Source organism: Corallococcus sp. EGB, from assembly GCF_019968905.1.
Taxonomy (GTDB): Bacteria; Myxococcota; Myxococcia; order Myxococcales; family Myxococcaceae; genus Corallococcus.
Genome location: NZ_CP079946.1, coordinates 7,010,453 through 7,036,433, shown reverse-complemented (window position 1 = coordinate 7,036,433; position 25,981 = coordinate 7,010,453). Strand labels below are relative to the sequence as shown.

General features: G+C 70.0%; 20 protein-coding genes. 9 read left to right on the top strand and 11 right to left on the bottom strand.

Features of this window, described 5'->3' with window-relative positions; translation table 11 throughout:
* Positions 1-37 precede the first annotated feature (37 nt).
* Together KYK13_RS28610 and KYK13_RS28605 are read right to left on the bottom strand one after the other, a co-directional pair.
* The gene (locus KYK13_RS28610) at positions 38-1,540 is read right to left on the bottom strand and encodes a hypothetical protein (RefSeq protein WP_223635934.1); all 1,503 of its coding nucleotides are present in this window, start codon (positions 1,538-1,540) and stop codon (positions 38-40) included.
* 164 nt (positions 1,541-1,704) lie between these two features.
* Positions 1,705-1,971 (bottom strand): GlsB/YeaQ/YmgE family stress response membrane protein, encoded by a 267-nt coding sequence (locus KYK13_RS28605; RefSeq protein ID WP_223635931.1) that lies wholly within the window; start codon positions 1,969-1,971, stop codon positions 1,705-1,707.
* 525 nt (positions 1,972-2,496) lie between these two features.
* On the opposite strand from KYK13_RS28605, the gene fusA reads away from it, so the two are divergent.
* A complete protein-coding gene (gene fusA / locus KYK13_RS28600; RefSeq protein ID WP_223635928.1) occupies positions 2,497-4,602 on the top strand; it encodes an elongation factor G in 2,106 nt (701 codons plus the stop codon).
* Positions 4,603-4,764: 162 nt separating this feature from the next.
* On the top strand, positions 4,765-6,021 hold the full coding sequence (locus KYK13_RS28595; RefSeq protein ID WP_223646811.1) for an RNA polymerase sigma factor: 1,257 nt from the start codon (positions 4,765-4,767) through the stop codon (positions 6,019-6,021).
* A 98-nt stretch (positions 6,022-6,119) separates the two neighbouring features.
* Here KYK13_RS28595 and KYK13_RS39125 read toward each other — a convergent pair whose 3' ends face one another.
* The 4 genes from KYK13_RS39125 to KYK13_RS28565 form a co-directional block, all read right to left on the bottom strand.
* Entirely contained in the window at positions 6,120-8,318 is a 2,199-nt protein-coding gene (locus KYK13_RS39125; RefSeq protein ID WP_304504062.1) for a DUF4082 domain-containing protein, read from the bottom strand.
* A 108-nt stretch (positions 8,319-8,426) separates the two neighbouring features.
* A complete protein-coding gene (locus KYK13_RS28575) occupies positions 8,427-8,582 on the bottom strand; it encodes a hypothetical protein (protein ID WP_223635926.1) in 156 nt (51 codons plus the stop codon).
* 43 nt (positions 8,583-8,625) lie between these two features.
* Positions 8,626-9,150 carry a DUF2007 domain-containing protein gene (locus KYK13_RS28570; protein ID WP_223635924.1) on the bottom strand — a complete coding sequence of 175 codons (525 nt, stop codon included), beginning with the start codon at positions 9,148-9,150 and terminating at the stop codon, positions 8,626-8,628.
* Positions 9,137-9,595, bottom strand: coding sequence for a hypothetical protein (locus KYK13_RS28565; RefSeq protein WP_223635923.1), 459 nt, complete (start codon positions 9,593-9,595; stop codon positions 9,137-9,139). The genes KYK13_RS28570 and KYK13_RS28565 overlap by 14 nt, the downstream gene beginning before the upstream one ends.
* 405 nt (positions 9,596-10,000) lie before the next feature.
* Here KYK13_RS28565 and KYK13_RS28560 point away from each other — a divergent pair, with 405 nt between their 5' ends.
* The 5 genes from KYK13_RS28560 (at position 10,001) to KYK13_RS28540 (ending at position 18,322) form a co-directional block, all read left to right on the top strand.
* Positions 10,001-11,824: an aminopeptidase P family protein gene (locus KYK13_RS28560; RefSeq protein ID WP_223635921.1), complete on the top strand. Its 1,824-nt coding sequence runs from the start codon at positions 10,001-10,003 to the stop codon at positions 11,822-11,824.
* Between the two features lie 112 nt (positions 11,825-11,936).
* A complete protein-coding gene (locus tag KYK13_RS28555; protein ID WP_223635919.1) occupies positions 11,937-12,278 on the top strand; it encodes a hypothetical protein in 342 nt (113 codons plus the stop codon).
* 207 nt (positions 12,279-12,485) lie between these two features.
* Complete coding sequence (locus KYK13_RS28550; protein ID WP_223635917.1) at positions 12,486-12,848, top strand: hypothetical protein; 363 nt, start codon at positions 12,486-12,488, stop codon at positions 12,846-12,848.
* A 245-nt stretch (positions 12,849-13,093) separates the two neighbouring features.
* The gene (locus tag KYK13_RS28545) at positions 13,094-16,471 is read left to right on the top strand and encodes a Dauer Up-regulated (protein ID WP_223635915.1); all 3,378 of its coding nucleotides are present in this window, start codon (positions 13,094-13,096) and stop codon (positions 16,469-16,471) included.
* 303 nt (positions 16,472-16,774) lie between these two features.
* Positions 16,775-18,322, top strand: a complete 1,548-nt coding sequence (locus tag KYK13_RS28540) for a peptidoglycan-binding protein (RefSeq protein ID WP_223635913.1) — start codon at positions 16,775-16,777, stop codon at positions 18,320-18,322.
* A gap of 34 nt (positions 18,323-18,356) precedes the next feature.
* Here KYK13_RS28540 and KYK13_RS28535 read toward each other — a convergent pair whose 3' ends face one another.
* From KYK13_RS28535 to KYK13_RS28525, 3 genes are all read right to left on the bottom strand, one after another.
* Positions 18,357-18,941 carry a TetR/AcrR family transcriptional regulator gene (locus tag KYK13_RS28535; protein WP_223635910.1) on the bottom strand — a complete coding sequence of 195 codons (585 nt, stop codon included), beginning with the start codon at positions 18,939-18,941 and terminating at the stop codon, positions 18,357-18,359.
* Between the two features lie 63 nt (positions 18,942-19,004).
* Positions 19,005-20,198 (bottom strand): toxin-antitoxin system YwqK family antitoxin, encoded by a 1,194-nt coding sequence (locus KYK13_RS28530; RefSeq protein ID WP_223635907.1) that lies wholly within the window; start codon positions 20,196-20,198, stop codon positions 19,005-19,007.
* A gap of 113 nt (positions 20,199-20,311) precedes the next feature.
* Positions 20,312-21,541, bottom strand: coding sequence for a S8 family peptidase (locus tag KYK13_RS28525; RefSeq protein ID WP_223635904.1), 1,230 nt, complete (start codon positions 21,539-21,541; stop codon positions 20,312-20,314).
* 144 nt (positions 21,542-21,685) lie between these two features.
* Between KYK13_RS28525 and KYK13_RS28520 the strand changes: the two genes are divergently transcribed.
* Entirely contained in the window at positions 21,686-22,354 is a 669-nt protein-coding gene (locus KYK13_RS28520) for an O-methyltransferase (RefSeq protein WP_223635901.1), read from the top strand.
* 232 nt (positions 22,355-22,586) lie between these two features.
* On the opposite strand, the gene KYK13_RS28515 is transcribed toward KYK13_RS28520, so the two are convergent.
* Both KYK13_RS28515 and KYK13_RS28510 read right to left on the bottom strand, forming a co-directional pair.
* A complete protein-coding gene (locus KYK13_RS28515; protein WP_223635898.1) occupies positions 22,587-24,737 on the bottom strand; it encodes a M13 family metallopeptidase in 2,151 nt (716 codons plus the stop codon).
* A 314-nt stretch (positions 24,738-25,051) separates the two neighbouring features.
* Positions 25,052-25,258: a hypothetical protein gene (locus KYK13_RS28510; RefSeq protein ID WP_223635896.1), complete on the bottom strand. Its 207-nt coding sequence runs from the start codon at positions 25,256-25,258 to the stop codon at positions 25,052-25,054.
* A 79-nt stretch (positions 25,259-25,337) separates the two neighbouring features.
* Here KYK13_RS28510 and KYK13_RS28505 point away from each other — a divergent pair, with 79 nt between their 5' ends.
* Positions 25,338-25,916: a GNAT family N-acetyltransferase gene (locus tag KYK13_RS28505; RefSeq protein WP_223635894.1), complete on the top strand. Its 579-nt coding sequence runs from the start codon at positions 25,338-25,340 to the stop codon at positions 25,914-25,916.
* Positions 25,917-25,981: the final 65 nt, after the last annotated feature.

Below are 25,981 nucleotides of genomic sequence, written 5' to 3'. Positions count from 1 at the left end.
CGGCGGGGGATGACCCTCCAGGCAGGAGGGCCGGGGACTACCGGTTGAGGAGCATCTGCTGCGTGAGGCAGGAGTCCGTCTTCTCCGGGACGACGAAGAAGGGCTGCTGGCGGCTCAGGCCCTGCGTGGTGCCCAGCCAGCCGTCGCCAATCTGCCCGGCGCCGTCGTACACCAGGGCCAGCCAGTCATTCTGCGACACCGGGTAGTAGTCCACGCTGTCGCTGTCGCGGTTGAAGTTGTAGGCGTAGGACGCGGTCTGGATGATGCCATCGCCGTTGATGTCCAGGTTCGCGCTCGCGGTGCCGGCGCGCTGCACGCCGTTGACGCGCACGCCGATGTGGGCCAGGTCCGCCTCCGTGGTGGGGGCGACGGGCGCGAAGGCGGACGCCTCGTTGACGGACGTCTCACTGACGGCGGCGACGCGGACGCGCGAGTAGTCCAGCACGTTGTCCACGCCGTCGATGCGCAGGCCGAACGTCTGATACTCGTAGTTCATCACGCTCAGGTAGTTGGGCTTGTAGTTGTCACTGTCGTTGCCGCCGTGCTGCAGGCCGATGTTGTGCCCCAGCTCGTGCATGAGCGTGCCGGCCTGCTGCAGCTCCGTGCCGCCCGCCGGAGACCAGGCGCCCAGCGTCACGATGAGGTCATGGCCGGGGATGCCGCGCGACAGCCCGCTGGAGCTCGTCGTGCCGTAGGTGTTCGCGAACAGGGCGTAGTGGAAGAAGGGCGCCCGGCGCGACTTGAAGTACTTGGCCTTGATGGAATCCACGCCCACCCAGCCCGTGTCCAGGTTGGAGATGGCGTCCGCGGCGGCGATCTGCTGGTCCAGCACCAGGTGCAGCGCGATGCCCGTGGTGCCGTTGGGGTTGGACACCGGCGCGTTGGCGAAGGCCGTCGTCACGCGGTCCAGCGCGCCCTGGGTGGGCTTGCGGTCCGCGTAGTAGTCCACCTCCACGAACACGTCCTTCTTGAGCGGGTTGGCGCCCCAGTAGCGCAGGTCCACGCCGCCGTAGCCGTACAGCTCCGCGAAGTCACTGATGCGGTCGCCGTCCGTGTCGGAGTTGTTGGGGTTGGTGCCATACCGGGCCTCGGCCGCGTCGCAGACGCCGTCGCCGTCCGTGTCCACGGCGTTGAGGGCGCACAGGTAGACGGGCTGCACGGCGGAGACCTGGTACTCGTTACCGTTCTGGGTCACCGTCTCGTACTTGGGCCGGTGGTAGACGGTGACGGTGCGATACCCCGCGCGGGAGTAGACGAGCCGCAGCGCCTCCTCGCCGGACGCCGGCATGATGAGCTGGACGTGGTCCTCGCCGTTGTGGTTGCCGTACGCGTCGAAGACGTAGAGGCCGGAGGAGTCCGTCGTCTGGTACGGGGTGCCGGTGCCACAGCCGGTGCCGGAACAGGTGCCGGAGGCGACGAGGACCGTCACGCCCTCCACGGCGCTGCCTGTCGCCGAGTCGTAGATGTAACCGTAGACACACCCATTCAAGCCAACGAGCGCCATGGACGCCGTCAGCAGGCTCTTGTGAAACGTGGACATACGCCCCCTCGGGAGGAATCAGGGGCTGGGCGAAACGCGCCAGCCGACACGATTACGAGGCCCGGGGGCAATATTCCCGGGACCCTCGCATTTTCGTGCCGGACCCTCCGGAGGGACGCCTGGAGGGATGATTCCTCAGGGGAGGCCGGGGCTGTGCGCCCGCGTCAGACTTCGGTCTGCCGCCGCTCCACGACGTACACGATGCCGACGGCGATGATGGCGCCCAGCACGGAGGCCACGATGTTGTGGGGCCGGGGGACGAACAGGGGGCCGGTCGCGTTGAAGGTGGCCGCGAACATGCCTCCCACGACGCCGCCCACGATGCTGACGAGGAGCATGGAGACGAGCCCCATCCGCCTCAGTCCCGGCAGGACGAGCCGCGAGGCCAGGCCCGTGAGCCCGCCGATGATGGTGAACAGGATGATGGCCATGCGCGTCTCCCTCTCTCTGGACACTCCCTCCAATGCTGCGCATGCCTGGGGGCGCTGCACCCCGGGCCCGGGTGGGCGCGCACGGCACGGCGGGCCAGTCATGCCCCCGGTGCTCCCGGGTGCCGATGTTGACATCGCGGGATGTCTGTCTTACTCCTATCCCGTCATGAGGCCCGTCTCCTTCCATGCCCTGCCTGTCCTGAGCGCCTTCGCGCCGACGGCGGACGTGCGCCTCGCCCTCCGTCACGAGGTTCTGCTCGACATTTGAGCAGGCGGACCGGAGTCCTCCGGTGCGCGCGTGGCTGGTTGCCCGTGCTCCGTGAGCTCCGTCTCCGCCCGTCCCATCCCGGGGAGTGTCTTCGTGTGTCCTCGCGCGTTCCCGCGGCGGCCTGACGTGCCGCTGTAGGCCCTGTGTGCGCGTGCGCGCCTGAAGACAGCCCCCGGTCCATTCCTCTCATCCAACCGGCGCTTCAATCCAATACACACCCGCGGGCCTCGCTGCCCGGACGGGAACGGGAGTCTTCCATGCCTCGCACCACGCGCATCGAGCGGTATCGCAACATCGGCATCATGGCCCACATCGACGCGGGCAAGACGACGCTCACCGAGCGCGTCCTCTTCTTCACCGGCCGCATCCACTCCACGGGAGAGGTGCACACGGGCTCCACGGAGATGGACTGGATGGAGCAGGAGAAGAAGCGCGGCATCACCATCACCTCCGCGGCGACGACGGCCTTCTGGCAGCCCCGGCGCGGGCGGGAGGCGGGCGTGCCCCACCGCATCAACATCCTGGACACGCCGGGCCACGTGGACTTCACCATCGAGGTGGAGCGCTCGCTGCGCGTGCTGGACGGCGCGGTGGCGGTGTTCGACGCCAGCCAGGGCGTGGAGCCGCAGTCGGAGACGGTGTGGCGTCAGGCGGACCGCTACGGCGTGCCGCGCATCGCGTTCATCAACAAGATGGACAAGGTGGGCGCGGACTTCGCCCGGAGCGTGCAGTCCATGGTGGACCGGCTGGGCGTGCGCCCGGTGGCCGTGCAGTGGCCCGTGGGCGACGGCGCGGACTTCCAGGGGCTCGTGGACCTGGTGCGCATGCGGATGGTGCGCTTCCAGGGCGACGACGGCCGCTTCGACGACGACGCGCCCGTGCCGCCGGAGCTGGCGGAGGCGGTGATGCCGTACCGCATGCGCCTCATCGAGGTCTGCGCGGACGTGGACGCGACGGTGTTGGAGAAGTTCGTGGACGGGCGGGTGGAGGACATCACCGCGGAGGACCTGGAGCGCGCGCTGCGCTCGGGCACCCTCGCGCGGACGCTGGTGCCGGTGCTGTGCGGGTCGGCCTTCAAGAAGAAGGGAGTGCAGATGCTCTTGGATGCGGTGGTCAGCTACCTGCCGTCGCCCGCGGACCTGCCCGCCGTGGAGGGCTGTGTGCCGGGCACCGGCGAGCACGTCCGCCGTCCCGCGTCGGACTCGGGGCCGCCCACGGCGCTGGCGTTCAAGCTGATGAGCGACAAGGCCGTGGGGAGCATCGTGTTCCTGCGGGTGTACTCCGGCACGCTGCATGCGGGCACCGTCCTCCTCAACCCCGTCACCGGACGGAAGGAGCGGGTGGGGCGCCTGATGTTCATGCACGCCAACCGCCGCGAGGAGGTGGCGGAGGTGCACGCGGGCGACCTGTGCGCGGCGCTGGGGCTCAAGGGCGTGCGCACGGGCGACACGCTGTGCGACCCGGAGGCCCCGGTGGTGCTGGAGGCGTTGAACGTGATGGAGCCCGTGGTGCAGCTCGCCGTGGAGGCGCGCTCGCCCGCGGAGCTGCCGAAGCTGGAGGAGGGCCTGCAACGGCTGGCGGCGGAGGACCCGTCGCTGCGCCTGGGCGTGGACGCGGAGAGCGGCCAGGTGCTGCTGTCCGGCATGGGTGAGCTGCACCTGGAGGTGGTCGTGGACCGGTTGAGGACGGAGTTCGGCGTGGAGGCGCGCGTGGGACAGCCGAAGGTGGCGTACCGCGACACGCTCCGGGGCGCGGTGCGCCAGGAGTACCGCCACGTCCGCCAGTCCGGCGGGCCCGGGCAGTACGCGCGGGTGGTGCTGGACGTGGGGCCGGCGCCGCGAGGGGCGGGGCTCGTCTTCGTGGACGCCACGAAGGGCGGCTCCATCCCCCGCGAACTGGTGCCCGCGATTGAAAAGGGCGTGGCCGGGGCCATGGCGCGGGGCGTGCGCGAGGGCGTGCCGCTGGTGGACGTGGAGGTGCGGCTGGTGGATGGGGACACGCACGTGAAGGACTCGACGCCGCAGGCCTTCATGGTGGCGGGCTCCCTGGCGCTCCAGGAGGCCGCGCGCCGTGTGGGCGTGCAAGGGCTGGAGCCGGTGATGGAGGTGGAGGTGGTGACGCCGGAGGATTTCCTGGGCGACGTGCTGGGCGACCTCGCGTCGCGGCGGGGCCGGGTGCTGGGGATGGAGGCGAAGGGCCCGGCGCGGTGCGTGTCCGCGCGGGTGCCCATGGCGCGCCTGTTCGGCTACGTGACGGCGCTGCGCGGCCGCACGCAGGGACGCGCCCAGGCCAGCATGCGCCTGGGGACGTACGAGCCGGTGCCGGAGACGGCCAGCGCCTCCATGGCCGAGGCGCGGGCGTGAGGTGACGGTCCCGGGCTCCCGTTCGAGGGGAGCCCGGGGCCGGAGCCGGGAGCCCCCCTGCCTGGAAGGGAGGGGGAGTGCCTGGCGGAAGAAAAGCGTGCCCCGGTGTCGATTTCCGGGGCGCCCATTCGACGCGCATTTGATTGAGTTCGCGCCGTGACGATGTCCAAGGCGCAGGCCGCGGTGCACGCGGTGTGGAGAATCGAGTCGGCCCGGCTCATCGCCGGGCTTGCGCGCATGGTGCGCGACGTGGGGCAGGCGGAGGAGCTGGCGCAGGACGCGCTGGTCGTGGCGTTGGAGAAATGGCCGGTGACGGGCGTGCCGGAGAACCCGGGCGCGTGGCTCATGGCCACCGCGAAGCGCCGCGCCATCGATGAGCTGCGCCGTCACAAGCTGCTCGCGCGCAAGCACGAGGAGCTGGGGCACGGGCTGGAGGAGGCGGAGGTGCCAGACCTGGACGCGGCCCTGGACGACGACGTCGGCGACGACCTGTTGCGCCTCATCTTCACCTCCTGCCACCCGGTGCTGTCCCCGGAGGCGCGGGTGGCGCTCACGCTGCGGCTGCTGGGCGGCCTGACGACGGACGAGATCGCCCGCGCGTTCCTGGTGCCGGAGCCCACGGTGGCCCAGCGCATCGTCCGGGCCAAGCGCACGCTGGCGGAGAAGAACATCCCCTTCGAGGTCCCCCGGGGCGAGGAGCTGTCCGCGCGGCTCGCGTCCGTGCTGGAGGTCCTCTACCTCATCTTCAATGAAGGCTACTCCGCCACCGCGGGCGATGACTGGATGCGGCCGGAGCTCTGCCAGGAGGCGCTGCGCCTGGGCCGCATCCTCGCGGAGCTCGCGCCGGGCGAGCCGGAGGTGCATGGGTTGGTGGCGCTGATGGAGATCCAGGCGTCGCGGTCCCGGGCGCGGGTGGGACCGTCCGGAGAGCCCGTGCTGCTCCTGGAGCAGAACCGCGCGCTGTGGGACCCATTGCTCATCCGCCGGGGGCTCGCGGCGCTGGAGCGCGCTGAGAAGGCCGGTGCTCCGGGGCCTTATGTAATGCAGGCCTCCATCGCCGCCTGTCACGCGAGGGCGCGCACGCCGGAGGAGACGGACTGGCAGCGCATCGCGGCGCTCTACGCGGTGCTCGCGCGGCTGACGCCGTCGCCGGTGGTGGAGTTGAACCGGGCCGTCGCCCTGTCGATGGCGTTCGGTCCCGCGGTGGGCCTGGAACTCGTGGATCAGCTCGCGGGCGAGCCGTCGCTCAAGCACTACCACCTGCTGCCGAGCGTGCGCGGCGACCTGCTCAAGAAGCTGGGACGGTTGAAGGAAGCCAGGGCGGAGTTCGAGCGGGCCGCGTCCCTCACGCGCAACGCGAAGGAACAGGCGCTGCTGCGCTCGCGCGCCGCCGCATGCGGGAGCGAGCGGCCGTCGTAGCAGCGGCGAACCACGTCACAGGGACGCCGCGGCGTTCAGAGGACCCGGGAGGCGGCGGGCATCCGCGAGGCATGCCCGCCCCTTCGTGAGTCACGCGCTCAGGGGCGCGGCGACAGCTCCAGGTTGTCGAAGTTCGTGTCCCAGCCGTTGGACGTCGTCACGGTGAAGACCGTGCAGGGCGCCGTCCAGGTGGGGACGACATGCGTCACCTGACCCGCCGTCAGGGGGAAGGTGAGGGTGGGCAGGTCGATGCAGCTCAGGGTGAGCGTGGCGCCGCTGTCCCAGGTGAAGGCATCCAGGCCCAGGATGCGCCGCTGGCCGAAGATGGACAGGCTGGCCTGGGAGAGGCCGCCGCCATTGAACGAGATGCTCTTCGTGTCGAAGCCGCCCCAGGGCGACGCGATGTACCAGCGGTTGAGGCCGAAGTGGATGGGGCCGTGCGGACCGTTGAAGGTCTCGTCCTGACCGGGGAAGGCGTCGAAGGTGACGAGGTTGGTGGACGGCCCCACCGGGATGGCCAGCGCGTGGGTGTTGTTGCCCGGCACGCCGTCCGTCTGCGAGGAGGAGACCGTGGCCTGGCTGGTGAATGTCCCCGTGCTGAAGGGGATGGCCTGCACCTGGACGGTGAAGCTCGCACCCGGCGCCAGGGTGGGCGCGCCACACTGCAGGTCGCTGACGAACGAGCAGAAGCCGCCGCTGATGGCGGGGGCGTTCGCTGAATAGAAGAAGTAGCTCAGGCCCGTGGGGACCGGGACGTCGAGCGTGACGTTGGTGGCGGTCGCCGTGCCCTGGTTCGTCACGGTGATGTCGTAGAGGAGCACGTCGCCGTTGGCGCCCGCGCCATCAGGGAAGGACTGCTGCACTGCCAGGTCCACCGTCGCCGGACCGCCGGTCGTCGCGGGGACGAAGGTCACGTCCACCCAGAAGTTGGTGTTGAGCCACGCCTCCATGGGGAAGGCGCTGCCGTTGAGGTTGCGCACGCCATTGCCGCCGGCCTCCACGGTGGAGGGCGCGTGCAGCGGGGGAACGTCCACGCCCGCGGTGCTGAAGTAGTTCGGGGTGATGGCGTAGCGCCCGCCGGTCGCGAAGTACGACACGACATAGGTCGTGTTCGCGGCCAGGCTCACCGGCGTGGGGAAGGACAGCTCGCGCCAGCCGAAGCCCGTCTCGGCGGGCGTCGTCTCCGTGGTGGCCAGCAGCGTGCCGGTGGCGCTCCACAGGTGGCCCACGTGCGGGCCGTTGTCGGTACTGCCCTTGTAGTAGCGGACCTTCGTCACCGTGCCCGCCACGTCGGCGCGGAACTTCACGCCCACCTCCGTCGGGGTGGCGTCCGCGTTCTCGAACTGCGGGGCGCCCGTGACGGCGTCCCACAGGCTGCACGGATTGCACGCGGCGTTCGCCAGCGTGGTGGCGGTGACGGACGAGGACGCCACGCTCACGTTGCCGGCGGCGTCACGGCCGCGCACGGTGTACGTGTACGCGGTGGCCGGAGACAGGCCGGTGTCGCGGTAGCGCGTGGTGGTGCCGGGCAGCTCCGCGATGAGCTGGCTGCCCCGGTACACCAGGTGCCAGCGCGCGTTGCCCTGCGTCTCGCCGGTGCCGTCTACGGACGCGTACCAGGTCAGGTCGATGGCGGTGGGCGAGTTGGGCGTGGCGGTGACGTTGGTGGGCGCGCGCGGGGGCGTGGTGTCGTTGGGCTGGAAGGCCACGTCCACCCAGTAGTTGCTCGCGTTGTACGTGCTGGTTGGGAAGCCGCTGGTGCCGTAGCGGTAGAGGCCATTGTTGGTCGCCTCCGCGTGCAGGGGTGGCGCATCCAGCGCGGACGCGAAGCCGTTGCCCGTCACGGCGTAGTGCCCCGCGGGCGCGTAGTACGAGACGACGTAGTTCGTGTCCGCGGAGATGGTGACCGGGGAGGCGAAGCGCACCTCCTGCCAGCCGGAGGCCGTCTCGTTCTGGAAGGTGGCGGTGGCCAGCAGCGCGCCGGACGCCGTCCACAGGCTGCCGGTGTGCGTGCCCGTGTTGCCCGCGCCCTTGAAGAAGCGCACGCCCATGATCCGCCCGGGCGCATCGCTGCGGAAGCGCACGCCCAGCTCCACCGCGCCGCTGTCGTCCGCGGCCTCCACGGCCGGGAGCGCGGTGGTGCCCAGCAGCGACCGATCACCGGCCAGCAGCGGCTGCGTGACCGACGCCGCCTCCGGTGTTTGCAGGGTGGGGGGGGCAGCGGGGGCACACCCCGTCTGAATCCAGGTGAGGCCCAGCACGAACGTCGTGAACCAGCGTGAAGCATGTCGAAACACGTCGGACTCCCTTGTCTGTGAAACCCGACGGGGCTTTGCATGTTGTCAACATGTAATTCAAGTATTTCATGCTAGGTCGACAATTCTCGCGTGGCTGACGGATAAAGGTCAGGGCGCGCGAGACAATTCCGCCAGGAATTGAAACAGCGCCACCTGTTCGTGAGGTGAGTGGAGCGGGAGTGGCGGGGGCGTGGCGGCGCACGTGGTGGCCAGGGCCACGGTGAAGACGGCGGCGAGGCGTGGACGGAAGGGCTTCAGGTCCATGCGGAGTGCAGCCCTTCCCGGTCACTGCGCCCGTCTCACGACTTCAGCGCAGCAGGGCGTGGAGGGTGCTCGCCAGCAAGAGGAGGAGGAGCGGGCCGAACATGAAGAGCAGGATCCCCCACGCGACGATCTTTCGCCGCCGGCCGCGCCGGTCCTGGGCGCTCGAACCCTTCCGGTCGGCGCAGTCCTCACAGAGGCCGGTGCTGGCGCCATCGCAGCTCGCGCACAGGAAGGTGCCGCACCGCTCGCAGGTCCGCGTGGCGCGCTGCCCGTGCACCGCGCAGCGGGCCTCTTCGGAATCAAGGTCCGGCATCGCGGCGGGGCCGCCTCCGGACGGTTCCTCCTGCGGCACGCTCTTGAGCAGCTCGTGGGCGCGCGCCAGTTCGTTGGCGGGGACCAGCACCCGGAGATCGATGTACGTCCCGGCCACGCCCAGCATGGACCGGTGCTGCTCTCCCTGGACGACGCACGGGATGCCGTTGGCCTCCAGCAGGGCCCGCACGAGCGCGGCCTCGGACTGGTCGCCGCATGAGGTGAGGAGCTGGAAGTCGTGATCAGGGATTCCCAAGCAGGGCTCCGGTGGCCCCAGGGCCCATGGACGTCGGATTCCCCCGAGTCTCCCCCAGGACCGAAGCCTCGAGCAAACTGGCCATTCCTCCTCGGGGATTCGGCTGGCTCTCCACGTTGTGCTCGTTGATGATCCGGTGCGCGGACGGATTGAGCTGCCGCGCCAGCGGCAACAGCTGCGCCATGTTCAGGTGGTCGAAGTGGATGATGTCGAAGGGGGCGCGCTCCGCCAGCACCCGGCGGAGTGCGTCCTGGACTCCCTGGCTCGCGAAGCGGACGTAGGTGCGCGGCGTGCCGCGCAGGAAGGCCTGGGGGCTGCTCAGCGCCTCTCCAGGTGCCAGGCGCGGCTGCTCCATCAGATGCAGCCGCGAGGCCGGCACGCCCAGGTCTCCCAGCCAGCGCTTGAATCCCTCGGCGTCGTCGCCGGGCCGGTGCAGCGCGAACACGTCGAGCGTGAAGCGCGAGGCGAGGGCCCGTACCCGCTCGAGCGTACGCAGGGGGCCGCCCGTATCCGAAGGCAGCGGAACGTAGGGAAGGATGGCGAGGACGCGTCGTACGGGTGGGAACCCAGGCCTGCTCCAGGTGACGGGTGGAGCCAGCCGGGTGCTCCCCCACCACGGCCACGAGCCTGGTAAGCACCTGCGAGCAAGGGCCCAGGGGTGCGCGGCGCTTTTTCATCAACGGACAACACATCGTCCCTTCGCGGCGCAGTGAGCCCCGGCAGGCGTCCCCCGACCGACCACCGTATCCCCGGAAGTCTTGACGCGGACGGTGACAGCCGGTGCGGGAGGGGCTCGAAAAGGCGGGCTGTTTCCGGCATGAGGACGCACGGCACAACGACGGAGGAAGCCATGGGCCTTGAGCAGACGCAGGGGGCCGCGGCGCGCGAGCGCATCGCGCGGCTGCGGCAGGTGATGCGGGAGCGCGGTGTGGCGGCGGTCTGGGTGCCGACGAGCGACCCGCACCTGTCCACGTACCTGCCGGGCCGCTGGAAGGGGCGGGAGTGGGCGTCTGGCTTCACCGGCTCGCTGGCCACGCTGGTGGTGACCGCCGACGATGCGGGCCTCTGGGTGGACAGCCGCTACTGGGAGCAGGCCGACGCCCAGTTGAAGGGCAGCGGCATCGCGACGGTGCGGACGACGAACGCGCCCGGACAGTCCCCGCTGGACTGGCTGGCCGCGAACATCCCGCAGGGGCAGACGGTGGCGGTGGACGGGGCGGTGCTGGGGCTGGGGCAGGCCCGCGCGGCGGCAGCGCAGCTGTCGGCGGTGGGGGTGGTGCTGCGCACGGACCTGGACGTGGTGGCGGAGGCGTGGACGGACCGGCCGCCCCTCCCCGCCGCGCCCGTGTACGCGCATGCGCTGTCGCCCGTGTCGCGCACCGACAAGCTGCGGGCCGTGCGCGCGGAGATGGGCGTGCTGGGCGCCACGCATCACTTCATCTCCACGCTGGACGACGTCGCGTGGCTGACCAACCTGCGCGGCGCGGACGTGGACCACATCCCGGTGTTCCTCGCGCACCTGCTGGTGGAGCCCGGAGGGGCCCGCCTGTTCATTGGCGAGGGCAAGGTGCCGGACGCGCTGCGCGCGGCGCTGGAGGCGGACGGCATCACCCTGCACCCGTACGACGAGGCGGCCCGCGCGCTGGCGGCGCTGCCCGAGGGAGCCCGGCTCCTGGTGGACCCTCGGCGCATCACCTACGGGCTGAGGCAGGCGGTGGGCAAGGGCGTCACCGTGGTGGAGGGGCTCAACCCGTCCACCGTGGCCAAGTCGCGCAAGACGGACGCGGAGCTCGCGCACTTCCGCGACGCCATGGAGCAGGACGGCGCCGCGCTGTGCGCGTTCTTCGCCTGGTTCGAGTCCGCCCTGGGCCGTGAGCCCATCACCGAGCTGACCGTGGACGAGCGCCTCTCCGCGGAGCGGGCGAAGCGCCCGGGCTTCGTGTCGCTCAGCTTCTCCACCATCGCCGCGTTCAACGCGAACGCCGCCATGCCGCACTACCGCGCGACGCGGACCTCGCACGCGACGGTGTGCCTGCCGGGGCAGGAGCCCCAGGGCCTGCTGCTCATCGACTCCGGCGGCCAGTACACGTCCGGCACCACGGACATCACCCGGGTGGTGCCCGTGGGCGAGCCCACGCCCGAGCAGCGTCGCGACTTCACGCTGGTGCTGCGCGGGATGATCAACCTGTCCCGCGCCCGCTTCCCCCGGGGCACCCGTTCCCCGAACCTGGACGCGCTGGCGCGCGCGCCGCTCTGGGCGGAGGGGCTGGACTATGGCCACGGCACGGGCCACGGCGTGGGCTTCTTCCTCAACGTCCACGAAGGGCCGCACGGCTTCTCCCCGACGATGTCCAATGACATCACCACCGCGATGGAGCCGGGGATGATCACCTCCAACGAACCCGGCCTCTACCGGCCGGGCCGCTGGGGCATCCGCATCGAAAACCTCATCGCCGCCGTGCCGGACCGGAAGACGGAGTTCGGCGACTTCCTGCGCTTCGAGACGCTCAGCCTCTGCCCCATCGACACGCGGTTGGTGGACGCGGCCCTGTTGTCCCGGGAGGAGCAGGACTGGCTCAATGCCTATCACGCCACCGTGCGCGAGCGGCTCCAGCCCCACGTCCAGGGCGCCGCGCGCGACTGGCTGCTCCAGCGCACCCAGCCGATTGGATAGACATGGGTCGCGAACGGACGAAAGGCAGACGCGGCGGTGGACACGCTGTCCGGCGAGTCGCATGCTGGCCCCGGTGGGGGGCCGGCCCTGCATGGAATTGAGCGGATTCCACATGCGATGCACCCGGAGGCTGTTCCCCCTGCTGGCGGTCCTCCCCCTCCTCGCCTGTGGAGGCAGCAATGGCGGCGTGGGGGGACCCTGCGGCACGGATGGCTGTGAATCCGGTCTCACCTGTCGCAAGGACTTCCCCGGCGGCTTCTGCGCGCAGGGCTGCACCGTGGAAGGGGAGGCCAGAGGCTGTGCCGCGTACACGCTGTGCACGCGCCAGGCCGACACGTTGATGTGCTCGGCCGTCTGTGAACTCGACGCCCACTGCCGGCAGGGCTACGCCTGCAACGGCGTCAGCAACACCCCCATCAAGACCTGTCAGGCCCAACTGGAGACGGCGCAGTAGGGCTTGCGATGGACGCAGGGAAGGCGGGCTCAGGGGCATGAACGCTCCGGCCTGGCCGCTTCCTCCGCGCTCCACCCGCCGTCGGATGATGGGGGTGCTGCTCACGGCTTCGCTCGGTGCCTGTGCACCCGAGGAGGCAGTGCCCGGACGGACAGTATCCGCTCGCGTGGCTGGTCAGGCCGCGGGACATGCGATGGATTGGGGCCCATGCCCAGGTCTCCGCCGTCGCGCCGCTGGATGCTGTCTGCCTTCCTCGTCTGGCTCCCTGGCCTCGTGCATGTCTTTCCGCTGCTGGGCGTCTACATGCTGATGTTCAACAAGGCCTACGCCCTGGCGCTCTTCGCCGGCCTTGCCCTCACCGGGCTTGCCCTGGGCCTCATCCAGGGGCTCACGCGCGGCCTCCGGGCGCTGTGGCTCACCCCGGCATCCTTCCTCGCGGGCTGGACGCCATTGCCGCTGCTCATGGCAGTTGATGCCCCCTTCGGCGTCGCGTGGCCGCTGACCTTGTTCACCTCCGCCGCGTGCGTGGGCCTGGGCCAGTGGATGCTCCGCTCCGAAGCCCGGGCCTGAATCACCCTGGAGGGCATGACGCGGATGGCCAGGAACGGGGCGCACCGTGGAAATGACATAGCGCCCGTTATGTCTCCCTGCGTCAGGCAGAGGCCGCGCAATCCATGTAACCCGCGGAGCGACACACTCGTACCGAGGTCATCGCCACGGGATTCACGGATTGCGGAGAGTCACGCAACATTCGCCGCGAAATGTAGAGAATCCCGAGGACTTTCTCGATTCTCGAAAAGGTAGGAGTCCTGCCCATGACCACCCCCATCGATGGTTCCGCCGCCGCTGCCGCCCGTGCCGCCGCCGAAGCCGCTGCGCGGGCCGCTGCCGAAGCCGCAGCGCGCGCCGCCGCCGCCGCGAAGGCCGCCGCCGAGCAAGCCGCGAAGGCCGCCGCCGAGCAAGCCGCGAAGCTGCAGCAGCAACAGCAGACGAAGCAGCCCACGGTGAAGCTCTTCAATGATGGGTTCTCGTCGGGTGGCGCGCAGAACCGCAACGGGGTGAACCGGCTGACGGGTGAGACGACCAGCCCGGTCGCCACGCCGCTCGGCCTCAGTGGCGGGCATGCGCGTCCCCTCAGCGGCCCGGTGCAGGCGAATGCCAGCGGCGCGGTCCCGGCGCGGGCCGACGTCAACGGCGCGGCCCCCGCGGCGGATCCGAAGCCGCCGCACGCGGAGGCGCTGCCGGACAAGCCGGAGGACCTGCCCAAGCTCTTCCCGGAGCTGAAGGACAAGAAGAAGGAGGACCTGAAGAAGGCCTACGACTCGCTCAACAAGCTGGGCACCGGCTCCTTCTCCGAAAAGGCCACCGCGCTGGGCGAGCTGGCCTCGCAGTTCCCGGAGACCGTCCCCAACGCGCTGGAGCGCCTGGGCCTCAAGGACGACAAGCTGGCGAAGCTGGCCACCCAGCCAGATGCGCTCACGTCGCTGGGCAAGCTGACGGACCCCAAGGCGAGCACGACCGACAAGGCGCAGGCCGCCCTGACGCTGGCGAAGTCCGCGGGCGACATCTTCGCGCCGCAGGACCTGAAGGGCGTGCTGGACACCGCCCTCAAGGGCCTGCCCGCGGCGGAGAAGCTGGTGGGCGCCATCGGCAAGTGGACGGACCCCAACGCCTCCGCCACCGACAAGGCCCGCGCCACGCTGGAGCTGGGCAAGGCGCTCAAGGACTTCGCCGGGGACAAGTTCCCCGCGCTCGCCAATGACCTGCGCAAGCTGGACGGCTCGCTGCGCGCCGCGGGCGCCGCCATCACCCTGGTGGACCCCAACGCCTCCACGCAGGACAAGGCGCTGGCCGCCGCGCAGCTCTTGGCGGAGGTGCCCGACCTCAAGAAGGACCTCAAGGCCTTCACGGACGTCCTCAAGAACGCGGGCGTGAAGAACGCGACGGACGTGGCCCAGCAGGGCTCGCAGCTGGCCGACGTGAAGGTGAAGGGGTTGGATCCGCAGCTCGCGTCCAGGCTCACGCCGGATCAGCTGAAGAAGCTGGAGGCCGCCGCCACCAGGCTGGGCGGTCCGGAGTCGATGGAGGCCGCGCTCAAGGGCATCACCGACCCCAAGGCCCTGGACAACCTGGTGGGCCAGCTGGGCAAGTTGGACGCCGCCGGCGGCAAGCGGCTGGTGGGCAGCCTGGGCGGGCTGGAGCACAAGGTCCTCAATGAGGTCCTGTCGGATCCGAAGACCACGGAGCAGTTCGCGAAGCTCGCGGGCAAGCTGGACGACGACGCCGCCAAGGTCGTCTCCAAGCTGGTGAAGGAGATGGACTCCGGCGCGCTCAAGTCGCTGCTCAAGCTCACGGACGGGCTCGGCGCGGATGCGCTCAACACCACCGTGAAGGGCCTGGGCCCGCTCCTGGACAAGGCGGGCAGCAAGCTGGTGGGCCAGGGCCTCAAGGTGATGGACAAGGTGCTGGGCAAGATCGGCGTGGAGATCACCGCCGACGTGGCCGGCAAGGTCTTCAAGAACCTGGCGAAGGTCGTCCCGGTGGCGGGCGCGCTGCCCAACGCCATCGACGCGGTGAAGTACGAGCAGGAGTCGCTGGACCTGCACGGCAAGAACAACGACCTGGGCTACTTCGCGCACACCGCCGCGGTGCTGAACACGGCGGACGGCGCCCTGGGCATCGCGCTGGACCTCACCGGCGTGGGCGTGGCCGTGGACGTGGGCGCCAGCGTGCTCCTGGGCGCCGCCGAGCTGGCGATGGACATCGGCTTCAGCCAGGAGAAGGAGAAGTTCGAGAAGGACCCCAAGGGCTACAAGGCCCCGGACTGGATGAAGGCCGTGAACCTGGCGGGCGCCGCGGCGCAGGGCCCCGCGGGCCTGGCCCACATGGCCGCCTACTACGGGCCGGAAGGCGCCGCGCAGCTCATCCAGTGGGGCGTGGAGAAGGGCGCCAAGGGCGCCGTGAAGGCCGCCGAGTTCGTGGGCGTGTCCCAGGCGGAGCTGGCCGGCGAGGGCCTCAAGGGCGCCGCGAAGGTCATCCACAAGCTGGCGGACGTGGTGCGCAACCCGTCCAAGTACGGCGAGGCCGCGGTCAAGGCGGCCACCGAGGCCTTCAACACCGCCATCGAGAAGGGCGGCGAGCTGGCGAAGGAGGCGAAGCAGGTCCTCGACGACGTCATCGACGGCGCGAAGAAGCTGGGCGAGAAGGGCCTGGAGACGCTCAAGTACATCGCCCAGAACCCGGGCGAGGCCGCGAAGAAGGCGCTCGACGGCATCAAGAGCGTGGTGGACTCCGGCCTGGACCTGGCCACGGACGCCGGCAAGGCGCTCTACAAGCAGGCCGTCTCCACGCTCAATGACCTGAAGGCCGGCTACGACAAGCTCACCGGCGCCGCGAAGGAGAAGGCCCGGGAGCTCATCGACGGGGCGACGACGCTCGTCTCCAACACGGTGAACAAGGCCAGGGAGCTGGGCGAGAAGGGCCTGGAGCTGCTCGCCTGGACGGCCCAGCACCCGGGCGAGGCCGCGGCCAAGGCGAAGGAGGCCATTGGCGACGCGCTGGCCAAGGGCGGCGAGCTGGCGAAGAAGGCCTGGGGGGCCGTGAAGGACCTGGGCGCCGCGGGCGCCGAGCTGGCGGAGGGCCTGGTGAAGGGCCTGGCCAACGCGGGCGAGCAGGCCGTGGAGACGCTCAAGTACATCGCGCAGAACCCCGGCGAGGCCCTCTCCAAGGCCGGCGAGTGGGTGGGCAGCACGCTGTCGAGCATGGCGCGCAAGGGCGGCGAGCTGGCCACGAAGGCTGCGGGCGCCATCAAGGACTTCGTCGACAACCGCGTGTCCTGGGCCAAGGACTTCGCCCGCGACCTGCTCAAGGACGGCGTGGAGTCCTTCAAGAACGTCGCCAAGGCCTGGAAGGACAACCTCACGGAGGGCGGCAAGGAGCTGCTCGTCGCCGTGGCGGACCTGGGCGACGCGGGCGTGGATGCCCTCAAGGACCTGGCCGGCGCGGGCGGCCAGCTGGCGGAGGCCGCGGTCGGCCATCTGAGCGACCTGGCGAAGAACGGCGTCGAGGCCGCCAAGGACGCGCTCGGGTTCCTGTCGGACCTGGGCGGCGAAATCGGTGACCTGGCCGGTGACGCGTTCGACGGGGTGAAGGACGTCCTCTCCAAGCTGAACCCCCTCGGCCTCATCAGCTAGTCCTCGTCACAGACATGTCACGGCGCACGGGGTCTGTTCCCTCCGGGGGACAGGCCCCGTTTGCGTTCGTGGTGTGTGATTGAAGTTTTCCAATGGGGCCGGTGGGTCGGCGGCCGTGAAGCCAGACAGACCCGGGTGTCTTTGTTGCCCAATTGTGACGAATCCCATAGGCCAGACAAGTTTGGGTGGAAAGTTTTAGGCGGATTAAACTGCGAGATCTTTATTTCCAGATCTCGCGCAACTCGCATGGAGGTGTCTGGATAATCGGGACAGGAATCGCAGCCGCCAACGAGGAATCCCCGAATGAGCCTCTCTCCGACCACGTCCCAGCGCACGAGCCCCCTCTTCTTGAACCGTTCGCAGGCGCTGACGGCGAGTCCGGTGAGCGGCGGCGCGAACCCGAACGCCATCCTGTCGCAGTACAAGCCGACGGGCGCTTCCGCGCGCACGGCGGCGCAGGACGGGCTTCAGCCTGGCGTGGCGGCGTCCACGAAGATGGCGATGACGGACCTCGGCCGCCTGCAGAAGTTCAAGGGCAACATCGAGGCGGCTGCGGCCAAGCACGGCCTGCCCCCGGCGCTGCTGGCGGCCATCGCGAGCCGCGAGTCGCGCGCGGGCGCCACGTTGGACCGCTCGGGCCACGGCGACAACGGCAACGGCTTTGGCGTGATGCAGGTGGATCACCGCTACCACACGACGCAGGGTGGCCCCACCAGCGCCCAGCACATCGATCAGGCCGCGGGCATCCTCAAGGGCTACCTCAACCAGGTGCAGAAGGCCCACCCGGACTGGCCGGAGGCGCAGCAGCTGCGCGGCGCGGTGGCCGCGTACAACTCCGGCCCGGGCAACGTCCGCACCATCCAGAACATGGACGTGGGCACCACGGGCAATGACTACTCCAACGACGTGTGGGCGCGCGCGCAGGCGCTGGCGCCGCACTTCGGCGGTGCCGCGACGAACACCGCCACCAGCACCAACACCGCCGCGCGCCCGGCGCATACCGCCGACACCTTCGAGGACGCGGGCGCCAGGCGGTCCGCGACGAAGTGGACCGCCGCTCCCTCGATGGAGCAGGTGAAGGCGGGCGGCCACAACCTGCGCGAGGGCATGCAGGGGCCGGCGGTGAAGCAGATGCAGCAACTGCTGGGCGTGCCGGCGGACGGCAAGTTCGGCCCCGTGACGAAGAAGGCCGTGGAGGACTTCCAGCGGGCGCACGGCGTGAAGGCGGGCAGCAACCACGGCCAGATTGGCCCGGACACGTTCAAGGCGCTGCAGCAGGCCCAGCGCCCCGGCGGCAACGACTCCACGCAGGGGACGAGCAACAACGGCGCGGTGCTGGGCAACGGCGTCCGCATCAACACCAACGACCCCACGCTGAAGAAGCTGGCCACGGCGCGCCTGAACAACGGCGAGACGGGCTACTGCGTGCGCACCACGCTGGACAACATGAGCCGGCTGGGCATCCCGAACACGCCGGCGGCGACGGGCAACGACCCGAACAACCCCCGCGGCGGCATGGCGCAGATGCTGCGCAAGGGCTGGGAGTCCATCCCGTTCCCGGGCTCCAAGCAGCAGACCATCAAGAGCCCGTACGGCAACGCCACCGCGAACGTCGTGACCGCGGACCAGTACCGCAAGCTCGTGGCGGACGGGAAGGTGCCGGACGGCGCCATCATCTTCCAGACGCGCCACGGCTGGGACTACAGCGGCGGCTCCAAGGGCAACGACATGGGCATCGTCCGCAACGGCGGCAAGACGACCCACAACTACCAGGACATGAGCTCCATCATCTATTCGGACTGCAAGCAGGTCGTCATCCTGGTCCCGAAGGGCGCCATCCAGCGCGACTGATGCGCCGAGGGGATGCGCGGAAAGGGGGCGACGCTCAGGCCCCCTCGCGCGTCAGCAGCTCCGCGCCCAGCTTCCTCGCCGCTTCCAGGAACTCGTCCCCCAGCTTCGTGCCGCGCACGGCGCGCGACAGCGACAGCGCGCCGGACATGAGCGCGATGGCGGCCAGCGCCTTCTCCCGGCGCCGCGCCCCGGCGGGGAGCAGCTCCCCGAAGGAGCGGACGAACTCCTGGAGCTCCGCCTCCAGCGCGCCGCGGTAGGGCTCCCCCGTGCGGGACACCTCCGCGGAGATGCTGGGCAGCGGGCAGGCGGGCGTGGCGGCGTCGCGGTGCTTGCGCGACAGGTAGCGCTCCAGCACCTTCAGCGCGGGCGCCTCCGGCGCGTCCTCCTTCGCCTTGCGCAAGAGCGCGTTCCACGCCGTGCGGGCGGTGCTCCGGAGGGTCTCGGTGAAGAGGTGCTCCTTCGACTCGAAGTGCCCGTAGAAGCCGCCCACGGTGAGCCCCGCCCCCTTCATCACGTCCATGATGGAGCTGGCCTGGATGCCCCGCTCCAACAGCAACGCGGCGGCGGACGCGAGGATGGCGTCATGCGACTTCTGCTTCTGCTCCGTCTTCTGCGTCATGATGGATGATGGCAGTAATATTGCCGCCATCCACCGTCAAGGTGGCGCTCCCCCGCGTGCCCGCTACTGCTTCTTCTTGCGCGAGCCGTCCTCGTAGAAGGCCTCGTCCTCCACGAGGCCTCCGTCGGGGTTCCAGCGCTTGCGCTCGGTGACGCGGCCGTTGGCCCACTGCGAGTCCTCGATGAGGGTTCCGTTCTCCGCCCAGACCTGGCGGCGGCCCTCCGCCTTGCCCTTCACGTAGTGCTCGCGGCTCTCCGCGCCTCCGTCCGGGAGGAAGGTCTCCGTCACGCCATCGGGGTCGAAGCCGTTGTGCCACTCCCCCTTGAGCTGGTTCTGCCGTTCGCGCAGCACGCCGTTGTCGTCGAACTCGGATTCCACCGCGCGGTCTCCCGTCACGACGAGCTCGTGCTTGCGCTCGCCGTTCTGGAAGTACTCCACGCGCTTCACCTGCTGGCGGCCCTTCCAGGTGACGACCTGCTTCTTGCCGCCGTCCTTGAAGAACTCCGTTTCGTCGCCCTCCCGCTCACCCCTGGCCCAGGTGGTGGAGGAGAGGGCCTTCCCGTCGGCGTACCGCGTGCTCACGCCGTCGAGCAGGCCCGCGGAGAACGCGTTGGTGGCGAGGCGCTGCCCGTCCTTGTCGAAGAGCTCCGTCACGCCTTCGCGCCGCCCGTTCTTCAGCGGGATGACGGCGCGCTTCTGCCCGTTGGGGTGGAAGAACACGAGGGGCGAGGGCCCCTTCCAGACGCAGTCCTTGAGGCCCGCCTCCCAGGACGTCTGCAGGCCGCAGCCCGCCTTCAGGAGCCGCCCGGTCTCGTCGTAGTCCGCGAAGGTGCTCTTGTCGTCCTCGGGCTGCCGGTCCACGCGCCGGGACACCTGCCCGTTGGGGTGGTAGCGCAGCGACTCGCCCTGCTCGTGGTCGTCCACGTAGTGGGAGGTCTCCACCAGCCGGCCGTCCTCGTAACGCTTGTAGCCGCCGTGCCGCTTGCCGGCGCGGTACTCCTGCTCCACGGCGCGGCCGTCGGACCAGCGGCGCACCTCCCAGCCGTCCTGCTTGCCGTCCTTGAAGGAGACGGTGTGCGTCTCCTTCTTCGTGTCCTCGTCCACGCAGCGCACCGTGCCGGTGAGGTTCGCGGTGGTGTTTCCGTTGTCCAGGTTGATGGGCTTGCCCTGGAACGAGCAGCGCTCGATGGCCCACGCGGGCGCGGCGAGGAGGGGCACGGACAAGACGACGAGACGCATCACGGAAGGCGCGCGCATGGAGGGCTCACGGACGTGGGAACTTCCGCAACCCTAGCCCCGGAACGGCATCCGGGCCCACACCCGCCACGGACGTGGCGAGCGGGGCCCGGAAGGAGACCGCGGCGAAGCGCTCAACGCGCCGCGACGGCCTGCGGCTCCGGCTTGGGCTCCACGGTGGCCTTGGCGGCGTCGATGGCGGCCTGGATGTCCAGCTTGCCGCCGGTGATGACCTTGCCCTTGAGGTCCGGATCCTTCTCCACCGTCTTGAGGATGAGGTCGCGCACCTGCACGGCCGTCAGGTCCGGGTTCTCCGCGAACATGCGCGCGGCGGTGCCGGCGACGGTGGGGGTGGCCATGGACGTGCCGCTCATCTCCTCCCAGTCGTTGCCGGGCACGGTGCTGAGCACGTCCTCGCCCACGGCGGCCAGGTCCACCACCTTGTCGCCGTGCGAAGAGAAGCGGGCCAGCTTGTCGTTGTTGCGGTCCATGGACGCCACGGTGATGACGTTGGGCAGGTCCACGTTGGCGGGCATGTCCGGCACGTTGTTCATGTTGCTGCCGTTGCCGTTGGCCGTGGCCGCGACGAGCAGGATGTCCGCGTCCGCCAGCTTCTGGATGGCGGCCTGCCAGCGCTTCTGGGACGCGGCGTCGCGGTAGGAGTCACCGAAGCTCGCGTTGGCGGCGCGGATGTTCACGCCGTGCTCGGTCTTCATCTTCACCAGGTAGTCCACCGAGCGCTCGAAGTTGGTGAGCAGGTCCGCGCCGTCGTACAGGCCGCCCACGCTCAGAATCTTCGCCTTGCCCGCGGCGATGCCGGTGTTGCCCTCGCCGTTGTCCTCGGCCGCGATGATGCCCGCCACGTGCGTGCCGTGGTCCGTGCCCTCGCCCTTGAACGGGTCGCCCTTGCCGGTGCCCACGTTGAAGCCGTGGATGTCGTCCGCGATGCCGTTGCCGTCGTTGTCGATGCCGTCCCCTTCAATCTCCCCGGGGTTCGTCCACATCGAGTCGTCCAGGTCGGTGTGCTTGTAGTCCACGCCCCCGTCGATGACCGCGATGACCGGCTCGCCCGTGAGCTTGGGCCTGGGCTGCGAGCCGTCCACCGGCTTCGCGTCCGCGACCTTGTTCGCGCCCGGCTTCACCGCGACGTTGGAGGAACCGAAGGTGAACGCCGACGCCGGCACGCTGGCGCCCGGCGTCGCGGGACGGCCCGTCGGACGGTCCACGAAGTTGGAGGGCCGCGCACCCTGCGCGTCGAAGCCGTCACGCACCGTCAGGGGCTTCGCCTTGGGCGCCTGGGCGCGAGAGGTGTCCGTGCGGGCGGTGGGGGCGGTGGAGGCGGGCGACTTGCGGTTGATTTCCATGGTGTTCCTCCGGACGGGGATGCGGAGTGGGACCTACCGACTCCCACATTGTCGCAGCGCGATCTTTAAAGTTTCGCCCGCAAGGGTTTTTCGGCGGCGCGGGGTCGTTAGGAGAGGTCCACTTCCCACTTCCAAGGAGGACGCATGAGCCAGGAGCAGTGGACCCAGGTCGACCGCTACATCACCGACCACATGGTGGCGCCGGACGCCATGCTGGAGGCGGCCCTGGAGGCGAGCGCGAAGGCGGGGCTGCCCGCCATCAACGTGGCGCCGAACCAGGGCAAGCTGCTGATGCTGCTGGCCCGGATGCACGGGGCGAAGCGCATCCTGGAGGTGGGTACGCTGGGGGCCTACAGCACGCTGTGGCTGGCGCGGGCGCTGCCGCCGGGGGGCCGCATCATCACGCTGGAGGCGGTGCCCAAGCACGCGGAGGTGGCCCGGGAGAACATCGCGCGGGCGGGCCTGTCCGGCGTGGTGGAGGTGCGGCTGGGCAACGCGGTGGACACGCTCGCCCAGTTGGAGGAGGAGGGCCAGGAGCCGTTCGACCTGACCTTCATCGACGCGGACAAGGTGCGCACGGCGGAGTACTTCGCGTGGGCGCTGAAGCTGTCGCGCCAGGGCAGCGTCATCATCACGGACAACGTCGTGCGCAAGGGCGGCATCGTGGACGCGGCCAGCGCCGACGCGAACATCCAGGGCATGCGCCGCTTCTTTGAAGCCGTGGCCGCCGAGCCCCGCGTGAGCGCCACCGCCGTGCAGACGGTGGGCAGCAAGGGCTACGACGGCTTCTCGCTCGCGCTCGTCACGGGGTAGCGCCGAGCGTGGGCGGCTCGCAGAGCGCCTTCACTGTCTTCCGCAGCCAGGCGTGAGCGGGGTCGCGGTCGAAGCGCGGGTGCCACGCCTGCGCCACGGTGATGCGCGGCAGGGGCAGCGACAGGGGGCGAGTGCAGGGTCGAGGTCATGTCCCCACCGTGCGCCCGCGCCGCGCCTGGCACCAGTGCACCGGACGCACGGTCTTCGTGCGCCCGGTGCAGGAGACTTCCAACTACCAGACCTTCACGCGCTGCTCCGGCGCCAGGTACAGGCCCTGGCCCGGCTTCACGTCGAACGCCGGGTACCACGCATCCACGTTGCGCACGGTGGCCGCGCGGAACATGCCGGGCGAGTGGCCGTCCGTCACGAGCAGCCGGCGCAGCAGCGGCTCGCGGAACTTGTTGCGCCACACCTGCGCGAAGCCCAGGAAGAAGCGCTGATCGCCCGTGAAGCCCTCCAGGGTGGGCGCGGGCTTGCCCTCGAGCGACATCACGTAGGCGTCGTGCGCGATGGAGACGCCCGCCACGTCCGCGATGTTCTCACCCAGCGTCAGCTCGCCGTTCACGTTCATGTCCGGCAGGGGCTTGTACGCGTCGAACTGGGCGGCCAGCGCCTTGCCCGCGGCCTGGAACTGCGCCAGGTCCTTGGGCGTCCACCAGTTGGACAGCTTGCCCTTCGCGTCGAACTGCGCGCCCACGTCGTCGAAGCTGTGGACGATTTCGTGCCCGATGACGGAGCCGATGCCGCCGTAGTTCACGGCCGGATCCGCGTTCGGGTCGAAGAACGGGGGCTGGAGGATGGCGGCCGGGAAGATGATGGAGTTCTGCTGCGGCGAGTTGAGCGCGTTGACCTCCTGGGGCGTCATGAACCACTCCTTGCGGTCCACGGGCTTGCCCAGCTTGGCCAGGTTGCGCTTGTGCTCGAAGAGCTCCGCGCGCTCCGCGTTGCCGAAGGCGTCTCCCTTCACGATCTCCAGGCCGGAGTAGTCACGCCAGGTGTCCGGGTGGCCAATGCCCACCTGCACCGTGCCCAGCTTCTCCTTGGCGCGGGCCTTGGTCTCCGGAGACATCCACTCGAGCGCGTCGATGTGGCGCCCCAGCGCGGCCAGGATGTTGCGCACCATCTGGTCCGCCTCGGCCTTGGCGGCGGGCGGGAAGTGCTTCTCCACGTAGCGCTTGCCCACGGCCTCGCCCATGGCGCCGTTGGTGAAGGTCACGGCGCGCTTCCACCGGTCGCTCAGCTGCTGCGCGCCGGAGAGCGTCTTGCCGTTGAAGTCGAAGCCTGTGTCCACGAAGGCCTTCGACAGGTTGGGGGCGCCCTGCATGATGGCGTGGAAGGCCAGGTAGTCCTTCCACGTCTGCAAGGGCTCGCTGCCCACCAGCTTCGCGATGCCGGTGATGGCGGACGGCTGCCAGACGATGAAGTCCTTCTGGGAGGCCAGGCCCGCGCTCGCGAAGTACGCGGCCCAGTCCATGCCGGGCGCCTTCTTCGCGAAGTCCGCCTGCTTCCAGGGGTTGTTCACCTTCGCCACGTCCTGCGTGTCCTGCGCCGGCCAGTGGATCTGGGCGATCTTCATCTCCAGGCCGAAGATGGCGCGGGCCTTCGCCTCCGCGTCGGGGATGCCGGCGTTCTTCAGCTGGGCCGCGATGTGCTGCTGGTACTTCTCCCGCACCTCTTTGAAGCGCGGCGTGTCCTTCAGATAGAAGTCGCGGTCCGGCAGGCCCAGGCCGCCCTGGAGCAGGTAGGCGGCGTAGCGGCTGGGGTCGTTCAGGTCCTCCGCCACCCAGAGGCCCAGGAGGCGGTCCGTGGTGGCCGAGCCGGTGTTGAGCGGATCCACGTCGCTGCGCAGCGTGGTGCCCAACAGCGACGCCAGCGCCTTGCGGTTGGAGACGGCCGCGATGCGGTCCAACTCCGGCTTGAGCGGCGTGGCGCCCTTCGCCTCGATGGCGGCCTCGTCCATGAAGCTGGCGTAGAAGTCACCCAGCTTGCGCTCCTCGCTGCCGGCGGGGGCGTCCGACTTCGCGGCGGCCTCCAGGATGTCGCGCGTCTGCTTCGCGGCGTCCTCCGCCAGGCGCGTGAACATGCCGAAGGCGGAGCGGTCCGGAGGAATCTCCGTGGCCTCCACCCACTTGCCGTTGACGTAGCGGTAGAAGTCATCGCCGGGGGCGACGGCGGTGTCCATGCCCGGCGTGTCGACGCCGAAGCTCCCGAAGTACGGCTTGGGCCCGGCGGGGGCGGCGGGAGCCGGGGTGGCGGCGGTCTGTGCCGGCGGCGGGGACTTCTCCGCGGGCGAGGTGGAGGCGCACGCGCTGATGAGCGCGGTCGCGCAGACGCCGAGCGTCATGCGCGCGGCGCCAAACGGCGGTCTGGGACGGAACGACATGGGGGCTCCTGGATGTGCCCGTAACGGGGTGGCGCACTCTGGCGCACGCGGGCGTGTCCCCAACAGCGCAAACGGCGGTTTCATCCCGCCCATTGCATTCCAGGTGTCCGTCGCTCTCGCGGTGTTTCAGAGATCCAGGCTCAGCAGCGCCAGCCCGGCTGGGGCCGCGGCGGCCGCGAGCGTCATGAGCAGGGCGCGGAGGGACATCCGGCCAGTTCGCCTTGTTCCAGGGTGGGCGCCAGCGGTGGGATCATGGACGTCCGTCGTTGGGCAGCCCTTCCGCGTGCGGCCCTCGTCCCCGGGGCGTGACGTCCTCACGCCCCGCCCGCACCAGCGCTCCGCCCGCGAGCAGCAACGCCGCACAGGACGACGCCGAACGGCAGCAGCGTGAGGGCCAGCCTGCCCCAGAAGTGCTCTTTGAAGATGCCGGCCTCCACCTCGGGCCGGCATGTTTCGCAAGCGAACACAGGGCCGCTCACGAGCAGCGCGGCGGTGAACGTGAGCGCGTGGAACCTTCGCATACAATGTCTCTGACCACTCGAGGGCCGTATGACTTCCACCGCGTTTCGTCCTGCGTACACAGTCCAGACCGAGCACGCCGTGCTCCGCTGCTGGTCCCCCTCCGACGCAGGGCTGGCACTGCGCGCCATCGAAGCCAACCTGGAGCACCTGCGTCCATGGATGGAGTGGGCGAAGCGCTATCCAATGAACGAGGCGCAGCAGGCCGGGCAGCTGCGCCGGATGCGCGGGCTCTTCGACCTGGGACAGGACTTCGCCTACGGTGTGTTCAGCCGCGACGGCGCCGAGGTTCTGGGCGGCACGGGCCTGCATCCCCGGGTGGGCGAGGGGGCCCTGGAGATTGGCTATTGGATGTCCGCCCGTCACACGGGCCGGGGATTGGCGACCGAAGCGGCCGGGGCGCTCACCCGCGTCGCCTTCGAGGTGGAGGGCGTGCGCCGGGTGGAGATCCATTGTGATCCGCGCAACCTCCGCAGCGCGGAGGTCGCCCGGAGGCTGGGATTCGTTCACGAGGGCACGCTGCGACAGCGGCTCGTCGCACCCGACGGCGTACTCCGCGACGTGATGATCTGGACCCTGCTCTCCGAGGAGTATCGAGCCAGTCCCGCCGCCGCGACCCGCGTCGAGGCCTTCGACGTGTTGGGAAAGAAACTGCTCTGAGATAACAACCATCGTGGTTGGTTTTGAAATCTGGGAATTCTTGTCCGTCTGTTGACTCGAAAATC